Origin of the sequence: Oribacterium parvum ACB1, assembly GCF_000238055.2 — a bacterium.
Lineage (GTDB): Bacteria > Bacillota > Clostridia > Lachnospirales > Lachnospiraceae > Oribacterium > Oribacterium parvum.
Map to the genome: position 1 here is coordinate 410,221 of NZ_KE148312.1, position 13,520 is coordinate 423,740.

Sequence of the window (13,520 nt, forward strand, 5' to 3'; positions counted from 1 at the left end):
AAAAGGCAATAAATCCTTCTGCAAACAAGGGTTTTATCGTACTTTCAACACTATAGCGCAAGTTCTTTTTGCTGTCTATTACAAAGCGTAAACAAATTATTACGAAGTTCTTAAGGTAAATATTAAGAGAATACTAATAATCTTTTCGTAAAGCGTGAATAGTTTGTTGTCTTTTTCTTCCTCATGAATTTTAATCCCGTAAAGTTCATTTCAGACATTTCAAGAAATATCTTAGTAACAAAGTAACAACTCCCTGCATATTGAATTTGCATAAGGTATTGTGTTTTCTGTGTCTATATCACTATGGATTATAAAATCCAAATACATTTTTTATCAGAATTATCAAGAGTTTTCCATTACCTCTTAAAAAACTGATTTTCGTCGGGACTTTCCCTTTACTTGGATATGCTCTTGTAACAGGAACTTCACAAGCTTTTAAACCAATTTGAGTGGCCCTTACAGATAAATATGCCAACAATTCATATGTCATAAAAATATCTCGTAATGGCTGTACTCTGGAATCTTCAAGGTATCGTCTAGAGTACGCCCTGTACGCATTTGTTGTATCTGTAAATCTATGACGCGCTGTCAAAGAGATTATTGGAGCATGGATGAATTTTACGGAAAGAGCTCTGATAAAAGGAGTATTAATGGCGTGCCCTCCGGGAATGAATCTGGATCCTTGAACAAAATCATATCCTTGCTTTAGCCGTTCGATAAATTTAGGAATATCTTCGATGCTGTCTTTGTTATTTCCGTCAATTGTAATAAACCCTTTGTATCCTCTATTTAGTGCCCACCAAATCCCCATTCGAAGTTGGGCACCTTGCTTTCCATAGTCTTGTTTAACAAGTAGGGTATTCACATCCAGTACTTTTAGTTTGGAATCATTCGTGCTGCCATCACTTGAGCCACCATCACAGATAACAATATCTGCAAAATTTGAAATGCCATGCTCCTGTGCTCTTTTCAACTCATCATGAATTCTGTTCCCTTCATTAATAATAGGAATTAAGACAACGTAATCCTTCTCTTTTTTGAAATACTCTATGCATTTAAACCCGGGAACACCTGACTGTTTTTTATATTCCATCATTCTACTCCAAAAACACTATGAAGATACTCCATCATTTCGACTATTTTGTTTATATCTTCTTGCTTTCCAACTTCAATGGAAATAAATCTATCATATTTGAAGTCCTTCAATACGCTTGCTAATTCACGATGAATGGACCTTTTCTTTAAGGACATCAATCCGGGCTCGCTGACATGGACATGATTTATTAAATCTACATATTCTTTAATGATAGATATTTCTTCTCCATTTGCAATCATAGTCCCAATATCTAGATTCAGTTTAATCCCCTCTGATTTGACTTTTAAAATAAGTTCAATAGCTGATTTTGTGTCATTAATATAATTAGTATTGTAAATAGGCGGATTTGCTTCAATTCCTATTGCTGTCCCTTGTTCAAAGGCATAATCACCAATTGTTTTAAAGAAACGAATTGCAATTTCTTCGTTAAAGTCACCGGGAATGATTCTATTACGAGGACATCCAAATACAAGGTTATGACAGTGGATTGCGGCAGCAAAATCAATGGCTTTTTTTGTGTATTCAGTTAATAAATGTCGTTCCTCCTCGGTGTCGAAAAGCTTTTCGTCCCTTCCATACCAGATAGATTGCATAGAGGAAATAACAAATCCTCGTTCGTGATGCAAGTTCCGAGACCAGAGGCGAGCCTCAGCCAGCTTACTATAGGGATCTTCCGGAAAAAGACGCGTTGGAGCAATTTCTAAACCGTAGATACCTATTCTATTCATTGAAGCAAAAATTTGCTCATCATCCTTCTCACTCCACGCTATGTTTGATATCGAAAGATTCATATTTTTTCCCCACTACAAGATTGATAAGTTTTTTTATCATAATGTAAAAGCATACTTGTATAAAGCCTAAGTACCAAAGAACAAAACAAAAAAACGTATGAATATAGGAATGTCCCTTTCCTAAGCAATACCAGGATATGGCGGCAAGGAAGAAAACAATATATAGAGTAATCGACTCAATGTTTTCTCGAAAATGTTTTGCATCCACTACAAAAATCAAGATTGGAATAATGCAGATGATGGGAAATAAATTACCATCGATTCCAACGATAACCTGTGTTTTAAAGTGGAAATAAATACAAAGCACTTCCCAAATGGAGGCGTTTAAACTATCCCAATAGATCATGTCTAAATGATTAAGATTTCCACTACTTGTCCTCCGTAATATATCCTGAACAATAATATTTTGTATTCCTAATATGTAGTTTCCATTTCCCTTTAAGTATGCATGCATACTTATTGCAATAAAAAAGCCCAATAAAGCGGCAATACCCATAAAAATTATGGTCTTAAAAATAAGCAGGGCACGTTCCTTTTCTTTTTCAAATATCGCCTTAAAAAAATCTACTATTAGAAAACTAACAGTACATATCATAATAGAAGTGATAAATTCATAACCGCATAGGCACTTAACTGTTATTGTAATTACAGTCAATACATAAGAAAAAATCCTGCTGTTTTTATTGGAAACATTGATCGAACAGTAAAGACCTACAATTATAGGAAGGAACCAAGTAAATGCAACAAAGTATAGTTCGTGCGCAAATCTAACAATCCAAGGCGATAATGCAAAGCTTGCATAAAATATTGAAGCCATGAGCATATTATATTTCTTTTCTATAAACAATATAACAATAGACAATACAAGCCCCATGGATAAAGCACAAATAAATCCGAAGGATTCAAAACTCAGATATTTCGACAAAAATCTAAACACCTTCCCCTGTAAGCCATACTGAGAGGGATATATCATAACTGCATAATAATCTAAAGGCTCCATGACGGAATTATCTTCATTGCAATAGAAAGCATCCTTTAGATTCCCTTCTTTCTCGGGTGTTAAAATCATGGGGGCATCAAGAGAAATGATCAGATTTTCTTCATCTTCAGTAACATCTTCAATCATATACTTCCTGCCGTTGGAGAATTTAATATAATTTCCTGATACAGAATATCGTCTTGTGTGATCAGTGTTTTTTAAAATTATGGATGCATTTTTTCTTGAATATCCGTCATTCCACTTATTATCTGTAATATTAGAAATATCTTTTTTGTAAAAATACATTCCAAAATTCGCTAATTTTCCGAAAGCATCCGTACTGGGTCTTACACCATCTTTTTCTGCCTCATAAACATTTTTAATTAATCCGGAACTGCCATCAAAGTTCAGGTTGTCTGTGTTTTGAAAATCAATAGAATTAAATGCAAAAATCCAAGATAAAGATGCTGTAAGGAATAGGCATATTGCAATTTTTTTCTTTATTCTATTCAATCTACTCTCCAAAGATAATTTGCAATTCAAAAACAAATATGCGCTTAGAATAAAAAGTATAAACAATACTCTTTCAGCAGCTCTAAACGTTGGTTTCGCATATGCATAGCAAATCAAAACCTTAGAATGAATATTCTCCTCCGAAAAGGGTTCTTGTGTTTTTACCAAACTGGGAGCAAAGTCATAGTTTCTGGCTGATAATTGAATTTTATATTTCTTTCCGGGAATGTATTTTGCTTTTGTTGTGATTTTATACCAACCTTTGCTGGGAATGACCTTGAGCTGTACTTCTGTTTTATCCTTTATTTTATTTTCTTCATCAGAGATTTGAATATCTAATGAACCGGATTCGGGAACTTCGTTAAAATAAATATCCAAGCCTACAAGATTTTTTTTATTTGGCGAGAAGTTTATTGTGAATGGATCTTCGGACAAGTTCACGATTTTTTTGTAGTGATTTTGCAAATAATCTGCCCCCGGTTCATTCACATAAAATCCGTGTGAAAAAAAATTAAGCGGGCCGATGAGTGCAATTAAAAGAATGGTGAAGATACCCATAAATATTTTGATGGAGTTTTTATATTTTGCCATAAGTTTTTTCCTCTATTACAAAAGATTTAATGTCTGTCAGTATTTGCTCTTTAGTACAGATATATCCGTTTTTTCCACCGAATGCTTCGGCATAAATGCTTTTACAATTATATCTGGCAGGTGGGGCATCAAGTATATTCTTAAACTCTTGGCCGGTGAGATACTTGTATAGCTCTGCAGCAGTTACAGGTTCAGTGGCAGGGTGCCAAAGCCGAATATTGTTTTTTAGCGCAATTTGGATATCCTCCCATAAACTTTTAAGATTATAATATTGATACATACTTCTGCTATCTGTGAAATTCAAGGCAGAAAATCCCAGTTTAGAAAAGACTTCCTTAAGATGTTCCTTTTCACTTTCTTTAACATTTACTTGATAGAAACCATTTTCTTTTAGATTATAAAATTGCTTAAGACTGGAAGTTTCTCGAGATAATTCTTCAAATTTTTCAGAGCTTAACATAAATGGAATTCGATTCATAAAATCATAAATAAAATTCTTTTTTAAATTTCTTCCAAAAAGCCCCGGAAGTCGTATGATTAAAGAATCCGGATATCGTTCTCGAACCCAAATCTCCAATTGATAACGATTATATCCATATGGATTTAGATCCTCTGCTTTAACGATCGAATCTTCATCCATGTTTTCAGAATTCCCCAACACATCAATTGTCGAAATAAGAACTAATTTTTTCGGATTAATTTTGGAAATATTATCTTTCGCCAGGGAGATCAGTTCCATGTCCTTTTGAGGCGCATGATTAGCCAGATACTTCTCAGCCCGTAATCCGGCATAGATTAAAAGATCCGGATTTGTACCATAAGCCTCTCTTATATTTTTTGAATTATAAACCGCATCAAACTTTCCGGCAGCATATATATTGCTTCCAACAAATCCTGAATAACCCACTAAAGCCGTCATAATCATCCTTTTTTACTTTGTCAATTTTTCTATACTTTCAAAAATATAATGTTTTCTCCTGAAAATCATATCCACAATAATTTGAAGATATTTGACGATTGCCGTCAGTATAATAAAAACACCCAAGAATGCAATGGATAAAAATAGAAGAGTTGTTGTCCATCCTTCAAGAGGATGCCCGATAAGATACACAACTATCGTATATACAGTCATGAAAATAGAGATAAGCATCATGATGGATGCCATCCAAAATGAAAATTTATAGCCAAAATCAGTAAAAAGAATCAGTGTATCTACCGCTAAACCAGATCTGTATTTTTGTTCTTTCGAATCCGCTTTTCCTCTTTCTCCATTAATGACTTTATAGTAGAGGTGTGCTGATTTTAATCCGCTTCCTGCATAAATAACTTTTCTATACGGAATAGTTTTGTTCATTGAACTAATCCGATTTATGACTCTTCTACTCAAAACTCTAAAACTTTCCGTCGCCAAGGTATAGGGGAGGTTTGAGAATTTGGCAAAGACTTTATAAAATATTTTTGACGATAATTTTTCTCTCGATTGAGGGGATGCACTTACTATATCGTAACCTGAAAGAGAGTGCTTATATACCTTCATTATCATTTCCGAATCAAAATCTAAAATTGTATTGTCAAATTCAAAAACAAAATCACCAATGGCAAAATCCATTCCGGCATTCATCGAAAGCTCAAGACCATGAAAAAAACTCATATTAACAATAGAAATACTGGTTGCATTTGCTTTTTGAGCTGTTTTCTTTATGATATTCACACTTTTATCACCGGAGCTGTCATCGACGCAAATGATTTCAGAGTGTTCAAAATTAGCTTCCATAATTTCTATTATAGAATTTAAAAACCGCTCTATTCTTTGTTCTGAATTATGAACATATATAATTGCTGATACAAAATTTTTTTCCTTATTAGCCATTGTCTAGCACCTCATCTAAGTCATATACTGTATTGATTTTCCCGGAGAGAACTCCCACAAAAGTTGGATTTTTTGAGTAGGTTCTAATTACCGTCGGCCTTGAATCGTCGATTTCAGAACTCATCAAAATAGGTTTCATTGAAAAAAGAGATTCCTTGTATCCAAAGGTATAATCATCTAGTAAATACTTTTTTGCCAAATTAGCCATATAAGGATATGCAGTGCTTGGTTTTGAGGGACAGGCATTACAGTTACCCAATCTGTTTGCAGTACAAAATCCATTGCTATTTTTTTGACATGCAAATGTAGGGACAGAATCGTAGCTGGTTGTATGCGGCGTGAATGTTACTGACGTAAGCGAGTGATATCCAGTCTTTCCAAAAGGCATAATAGAAAAGAAGGGACCGTCCATTATTGTAAATCCAATTTCTGATAATTTTGAATTGACATCGCATAGAATAATCTCACATAATTCATACTTGATTCTAAATTTTTCAAAGCCAAGAATATCAAGAATCTGATTTGTACTGGCATAAGTTGAATTCAATACAAACCGGGATTCATAACAATTGCCATTCTCCGTTCTGATTATATAGGTATCGGGGTGACACTCGATTGCCGAAATTCTTTCCGAATACTTTATGTCTATGGCCTTTCCGAATTTTGACAACTCCTCTAAAAAATATTCTTTTAATATATGTGCATCATAAGTATATTCTCTCGTCTTAAAAACACCATCACACATCCCTTCCTTGAAATAATTTCCGGGATGTATTTCTTCGCATGGAATATCTGCCGCCTTGCAGAAATCTTTAAACTGTTTTCCATTCGACCAAGAATATATACTTGATGTTGCATATATCTGATCAAAATCCTTGTTTATACAAAAAGAGTAATCTTTATTAAAACGAGCAAAATAACCTGCGGATTTGAGAGCCGTAGAAATGGACCTAGGGTAATGATAGCCTTGATGGACTCTCGCCTGATTAATATAGGTTGCTCGAGAAAATGCAGTACTATCGTATTCCAGCACTAAAACATTTTGTCCTTTTTTACAACTATGTAGAGCGGAATATAGCCCATATAATCCGGCTCCTATAATAATCTTGTCATAGTTCTCCATTGTCAACTCCTGTTCTTGGGCGATTCGGCTAGAATAATAGAAAGTAAGTTTTAAATGTTTTGATAAAATCCGTCACAAGCCTATATCATCTATCAGTCCTAGCTCATATTACCTGATAACAAGGAAAAATCAATAGAAAATTATGTTCATTCCGCAATTCATCTTAATTCTGTGTCGTTGCTACTTTTTTTATTCTTCCACTAATACATTCAACAAAGTTTCCAATAACAATAGATATTAAGATAACTCCTATTGTTCGCATAAAAAAGTATAAATAACATCCAAAATTAGTTTCAAGAAGTTTTCTATCAAAAAATATTTTAAGCACTAGGTATTCTAACGGATCATGAAAAATATAGATATCAAATAGTCTTCTTAATAATATTCTCCATATATAATTGTATTGTCTTTCAATCAAAAGCAGAAACGGAGAAATTGCTACTGATAGCTCTATAGTGAAAACTATACCCAGTAAAATCGTAAAAAACTGATCCAATAGACTATATTTCATATTTATAGCATAAAATATACCCATCATGATACAAAGGGAGAGGCTCTGCAATGGTTTAAAAGTTAACTTTTTTCTATACTTTTCAAAGAGAAATCCTAATCCAAACCAAAATAAATAAGCCAGTCCTTGTTTCATTCCCAAAAAATCGAATGGAAGAAACATATAAGTAATTGAAATAATTTCACAAATAATCAATACAAGCCAAACGCTACAAATATTTAATCTTTGCAAAGCTTTAAATATAATGACAAACAAAAGCATACACCAGAACAAAGACGGCAAAAACCAAAGATGTCCACTATCGCCGCCATTCCAAAAAATCACTATAGCTTGTCTTACAGAAGCAAAAGAATAAAATCCTCCCAACAATTTAACCGGAAACATAAATAAAATTCCCGCTAAATAATAGGGAATAATCAGCCTGTGAATTTTTGAAAATACAAAATCATCAAAAGACTTTAAAGGCTTTATACCTAGAACAGATCCCGAAAGAAAGAAGAACAGAGGCATATGAAAACCATAAACCCAACTAGACAAAAGTCTAAAAAAAGATAATAATATACCATTATAAGCAGGCGCCAATGATAATGGCAAGTCATAGTCAACCATACCATAAGTTGTTTTAATTTCTAAATATGCACTATGTCCTAAAACAACAAATAGTGTAGCTAACAATCTTATCCAATCATATAATTCTGCTCGGGCATGAACTTCACTCTGTTGCACTTCTTCTGTATGCATAAAATCTATAACCTCCTTCTTAGCAGATTTTTCCTCTTTGACTATCAATTAACAAGAATGCATCTATATACTTTAAAATATCTCCTTCTTTTTCTTTGGTCTTCTCCTGATTCTCTGCTTTAACAGAAATATACAACTTTAATTTGGGTTCTGTACCACTCGGTCTAATTATTACGGAGCAAGCTCCTTCCATACAAATTTTTAGAACTTTTGATTTTGGTAATCCATCAACACCTAATGAATAGTCCACAATATTAGTAATCTTCAGTCCTGCAAATTCTCCGCTCTCTTTCAAATTGTCATGCACTTTCTGCATAGTTACTTTCATTTTATCAGCACCTAAAGCACCTGTAAAAAGATAGCTATGAAGAGTATTCAAATAATATCCATACATCCTATATAAGTCTTGTAGCTTATCCCAAAGTTCAATACCTTTACTCTTATAATAAGCAATCATCTCACAAATAAGATAGCTTGCTCCGACACCGTCCTTATCTCTCACATAGTCTCCGGAAAGATAGCCATAACTTTCCTCGAAACCAAAAATAAATCTATTGGATTGATTTTTTTTCTCTAATAATCCAATTTGTTCCCCTATAAATTTAAATCCTGTTAAAACATCAACGCTTTCAACACCATAATGCTTTGCAATTTCTTCTGCCATTTCTAGACTGACAATGGTTTTAAACATTACAGGCTTTGTAGGCATTTTTTTATGTTTTTCTCTTTGCGAACATATATAGTCTAAAAGAAGTATTCCTGTTTCATTTCCGGATAAAAGGACATATTCTTCTTGCTTATTTTTGACTGCAATCCCCACCCTGTCACAGTCCGGATCGGTGGCCAGCAATACATCCGCATTCTTTTTCTTACAATACGCTAACCCAAAAGCTAAAGCTTCCGCTTCTTCGGGATTCGGATATGGACAAGTTGGGAAGTTTCCGTCCGGGAGTCTTTGTTCTTCTACTATTGTAACATTTTTGAATCCGGATTCGTCTAATACTCTTGTAACAGGAATATATCCGGTTCCATTTAGTGGTGAATAGACAATCGATATGTTTTTATCTATTTCCTCTCCATATAATTGAGACTGGCCTTTCACTTTTTCAAGAAAAGCCGTAAGAACTTCTTCTTTAATGAACTGAATTTTGTCTGTATCAAAGATTAAATCAAAATTCAGTTTTTTAATATCCTTAAAGATATCTAATTTTTCTATCTCACAAAGTACAGCTTTTGCGACTTCTGTCGTAATTTGACAACCATCTTGGCCATATACCTTATACCCATTATATTGGCTTGGATTATGAGAGGCTGTAATCATCACTCCCGCAGAAGCAACAAGAAATCTCGTTGCAAATGAAACTGTGGAAACCGGATTAAGTTTAGGCCATAAATGAACATATATACCGTTTGCCACAAAAACAGATGCCGCTGTTTTTGCAAATAATTCAGATTTCAAACGACTATCAAAGCCTATAACTACTGAGGCTTTATTTCCATGTTCTTTGATTAAATAATCAGCAAGGCCTTGGGTCACTTTTGCTACCGTATAGACATTCATTCTATTGGTTCCTGCTCCAAGAATTCCTCTTAGTCCGCCTGTACCAAATTCCAAATTACGATAAAAGGCATCTTCAATTTCTTCTTCGCCGTATTGTAATAAATCCGTTTGAAGATCATCTTCCATAGCATACTTACACCATGCTTGATATTCCGACCTGTAATCCATCCTTTTCCCTTCCCGTAATAGCAGTCGCCAATATTTTTAGTTAGAGTGAATGCTTTTCTTTATCTTGGACACTGATGTCCTTTCCTAATTGTACTTCAATCAGTTTAAGCTCTGTTGTCGCCATAACTGTATGGCGACAGCCTGCATGCATCGTAAGAACATCTCCAACTTGAATTTCCTTCTCTTCGCCATCCAGAATAGCTTTTCCGCTTCCTTGAATAACAATCCATGCTTCATCACGATTTTTATGACTATGATAATTCATAGAGTGTTTCGGATTTAAAGTCACTTTGATAGTAAGAGACTCTTTTTCTACATCTATCACCCGGAAGCTCCCCCAGCTTTTCTCTGCAAACATAATTTGCTGTTCAAAGCCGTCCACAATAGGTTTAATGTAAGAACTTTGTTCTTTATCCGATACCAAAATCCCTTCCGGAGAAGCAGAGATAACAACATCATGAAGTCCCATAGCAAGAATGGGGACGTCCATTTCATTTACTATGTGGACATTCTTACACTTATCATTCAAGATTCCATTTCCAAAAACCGCATCTTCCATTGCCTCGGTAAGAGTATTCCACGTTCCCAGATCTTTCCATTCTCCTTGAAATCTTTGAACCTGAATCTTCTTCTCTTTTTCTACTACTGCATAATCAAAAGAAATCTTAGGCAGACTTTCATATCGCTTTAACATATCTTCATAATCGATATAGTCAATTAATTCGTGAGCTTTATCAATTAAATATGAAAGTTTAAATGCGAATACTCCCCCATTCCAAAGGGCTCCTTCTTCTATATACTGTTGAGCCAAGTCTACTGTGGGTTTTTCCTTGAATGTCGAAACCATGGCTGTAGCTGTATTACTCTTCGGAATAATATATCCATATTTTTCACTCGGATACGTCGGCTCTATCCCCATAAGAACCAAATTAGCTTCATTTTTTTCTGCTTGAACAGCTAAATTTTGAAGTGCCTCAAAATATTCTCGTTTTACATAGGGGTCTACCGGGCATACAATAACCACTTCATTGAGGCCTATTCCACGAACATCTTTTAGATACTCCGAAGCAAGTGCAATAGCCGGAAAAGTATCACGCCTGCATGGTTCAACAGAAATACCCACATTCTCTCCAAGCTGATTAAATATAGCCGATACTTGTGATTTACTGGTTGCAATAGTGATAGAACCCTTTTTGTCAATTTCTTTAATGTTATGATACATCCTCTGAAGCATTGATTCATAAGTTCCATTACTTTGTTTGAAAATTTTAATGAATTGCTTTGATCGGATATCATTCGATAAAGGCCAAAGTCTTTTTCCTGATCCTCCCGATAATAGGATAATATTCATATCTCTTTATACTCCATACTTCTATACATAGTATAACAACTGTAAAAAAACTTATTTATGTCAAAAAAAGCAAAAGAGCTACTGTAAACACGAATATACAGAGCTCTTATAATTTTAAATAATAATTCACTCTATCTCTCAGCCCGTAGCGGATTCTGTAAAAAATCCATATAAGCCAGCTTGATTCCTTCATCCAGTTCTGTCTTATAATGCCACCCCAACTTCTCTGCCTTGGAAACATCTAATAGCTTTCTGGGAGTACCATTCGGTTTGGATGTGTCCCATAGTATTTTCCCTGTATATCCAACAACTTTGGCAACTAATTCTGTTAATTCTTTTATACTTAATTCTTTTCCGGTTCCGGCATTGACTGTTTCATTACCACTATAATGATTCATCAAAAACACGCATAAATTGGCAAGATCGTCTACATATAAAAACTCCCGTAACGGTGACCCATCTCCCCAACAAGTAACTTCTGTTTTTCCATCTTGTTTAGCCTCATGAAAGCGTCTAATCAAGGCCGGAAGAACATGGGAATGAGTAGGATGATAATTGTCATTCGGCCCATAAAGATTCGTAGGCATCACGGAAATATAATCCGTTCCGTACTGACGATTTAAGTATTCACAATACTTTAATCCTGATATTTTTGCCAGAGCATATGCTTCATTCGTTTTTTCCAATTCTGATGTCAAAAGACAATTTTCTTTCATCGGTTGCGTTGCCATCCGAGGATAAATACAAGATGAGCCAAGAAACTCCAACTTTTTACAAGAATTTTCCCATGCAGAATGAATCACATTCATTTCCATAGTTATATTTTCCCACATAAAATCAGCTAAAGCGTCTTGATTTGCAATAATTCCTCCCACTTTAGCTGCAGCAAGAAAAACATACTCCGGTTTTTCCAAACTAAAGAAGTCTTCAACTTCCTGCTGACGTGTCAAATCCAGTTCCCGATGTGTCCTGGTAATAATATTGTTATATCCCTGTCGCCGTAATTCTCGGACAATGGCTGAGCCAACCATCCCCCTATGTCCAGCCACATATATTTTAGCCCCCTTGTCCATCATCTCCTCTACCTTAATCACTTTCATACTTTAATATTCGCTATAAAGAAATACTCTAAGCTCTTTATCTTTTTTCAGAAGCAACCTTATTCATATCATGATTAGTCATAAGTTCAACCAATCTTTCAAAGCCGGTCTTTGTTGGATTCCATCCCAGTTCGCTTCGCGCTTTAGACGGATCTCCCAAAAGATTAACAACATCTGTAGGGCGATAGAAAGCAGCACTGACTTCCACAATCGTTTTGCCTGATTTTTTATCTATTCCCTGCTCATTTATCCCATTGCCTCTCCACTCTACTTCTATACCGGCATAGTGGAAAGCCAGTGTTGCAAATTCTCTTACTGAATGCTGTATACCGGTTGCAATCACAAAATCATCCGGTTTATCATTTTGGAGCATCAACCACATACACTCCACATAATCCTTGGCATATCCCCAATCTCTTAAACTATCCAGATTCCCCAGATATAATTTATCCTGTAATCCCTGTGCAATACGGGCTGCAGCGAGAGTGATTTTTCTGGTAACAAAGGTTTCTCCTCGTCTTTCAGATTCATGATTGAAAAGGATTCCCGAGCAGCAAAACATATCATAAGCCTCTCGGTATTCCTTTACAATCCAATATCCATACTGCTTTGCAACAGCATACGGACTATAAGGGTGGAAAGGAGTGGTTTCTTTCTGTGGAACCTCCTCTACCTTGCCATAAAGTTCCGAAGTAGAAGCTTGGTAAATCCTGCATGTCTTTTCTAATCCACAAACTCGAACCGCTTCCAAAACTCGGAGGACTCCGGTCGCAACAACATCCGCAGTATATTCAGGTACGTCAAAGGATACCTGCACATGACTTTGAGCCGCAAGATTATATATTTCATCGGGCTTTATTTCTCCAATCAACTTAACGAGACTAATGGAATCACTCAAATCTCCAAATTTAAGATAAAAGTTGGCTTGTCCCTCCAAGTGTGCAATACGCTCTCTATAGTCCACAGAAGAGCGCCTAATCATACCATATACCTCATAACCTTTCTCTAACAAAAATTCAGCCAAGTAACTTCCATCCTGCCCTGTTACACCTGTGATTAATGCTCTCCTCACTTTATATCTCCTTTATATTTTGCCCTTTTCATACAACTACGTTCTTTATATCT

Annotated in this window: 11 protein-coding genes; all 11 read right to left on the minus strand. The window is 35.1% G+C overall.

Going from position 1 to position 13,520, the window contains the following annotated elements; genetic code table 11:
* Positions 1-301: 301 nt before the first annotated feature.
* Entirely contained in the window at positions 302-1,096 is a 795-nt protein-coding gene (locus HMPREF9625_RS02015) for a glycosyltransferase family 2 protein (protein ID WP_330361190.1), read from the minus strand.
* On the minus strand, positions 1,093-1,887 hold the full coding sequence (locus HMPREF9625_RS02020; RefSeq protein WP_009535344.1) for a sugar phosphate isomerase/epimerase family protein: 795 nt from the start codon (positions 1,885-1,887) through the stop codon (positions 1,093-1,095). The genes HMPREF9625_RS02015 and HMPREF9625_RS02020 overlap by 4 nt, the downstream gene beginning before the upstream one ends.
* On the minus strand, positions 1,853-3,970 hold the full coding sequence (locus HMPREF9625_RS02025; protein WP_009535345.1) for a hypothetical protein: 2,118 nt from the start codon (positions 3,968-3,970) through the stop codon (positions 1,853-1,855). The genes HMPREF9625_RS02020 and HMPREF9625_RS02025 overlap by 35 nt, the downstream gene beginning before the upstream one ends.
* On the minus strand, positions 3,957-4,889 hold the full coding sequence (locus tag HMPREF9625_RS02030; RefSeq protein WP_009535346.1) for an NAD-dependent epimerase/dehydratase family protein: 933 nt from the start codon (positions 4,887-4,889) through the stop codon (positions 3,957-3,959). Before HMPREF9625_RS02030 ends, HMPREF9625_RS02025 begins: the two co-directional genes overlap by 14 nt.
* A 12-nt stretch (positions 4,890-4,901) precedes the next feature.
* On the minus strand, positions 4,902-5,840 hold the full coding sequence (locus HMPREF9625_RS02035; RefSeq protein WP_009535347.1) for a glycosyltransferase: 939 nt from the start codon (positions 5,838-5,840) through the stop codon (positions 4,902-4,904).
* Entirely contained in the window at positions 5,833-6,963 is a 1,131-nt protein-coding gene (locus tag HMPREF9625_RS02040) for an FAD-dependent oxidoreductase (protein ID WP_009535348.1), read from the minus strand. Before HMPREF9625_RS02040 ends, HMPREF9625_RS02035 begins: the two co-directional genes overlap by 8 nt.
* A gap of 163 nt (positions 6,964-7,126) precedes the next feature.
* Positions 7,127-8,215: an acyltransferase family protein gene (locus HMPREF9625_RS02045; RefSeq protein WP_009535349.1), complete on the minus strand. Its 1,089-nt coding sequence runs from the start codon at positions 8,213-8,215 to the stop codon at positions 7,127-7,129.
* A gap of 19 nt (positions 8,216-8,234) precedes the next feature.
* Positions 8,235-9,944: a phospho-sugar mutase gene (locus HMPREF9625_RS02050; RefSeq protein ID WP_009535350.1), complete on the minus strand. Its 1,710-nt coding sequence runs from the start codon at positions 9,942-9,944 to the stop codon at positions 8,235-8,237.
* Positions 9,945-9,984: 40 nt separating this feature from the next.
* Positions 9,985-11,295 (minus strand): sugar phosphate nucleotidyltransferase, encoded by a 1,311-nt coding sequence (locus HMPREF9625_RS02055; protein ID WP_009535351.1) that lies wholly within the window; start codon positions 11,293-11,295, stop codon positions 9,985-9,987.
* Positions 11,296-11,426: 131 nt separating this feature from the next.
* The gene (locus HMPREF9625_RS02060) at positions 11,427-12,368 is read right to left on the minus strand and encodes a GDP-L-fucose synthase family protein (RefSeq protein ID WP_009535352.1); all 942 of its coding nucleotides are present in this window, start codon (positions 12,366-12,368) and stop codon (positions 11,427-11,429) included.
* A 64-nt stretch (positions 12,369-12,432) separates the two neighbouring features.
* A complete protein-coding gene (gmd, locus tag HMPREF9625_RS02065) occupies positions 12,433-13,467 on the minus strand; it encodes a GDP-mannose 4,6-dehydratase (protein ID WP_009535353.1) in 1,035 nt (344 codons plus the stop codon).
* Positions 13,468-13,520 lie beyond the last annotated feature (53 nt).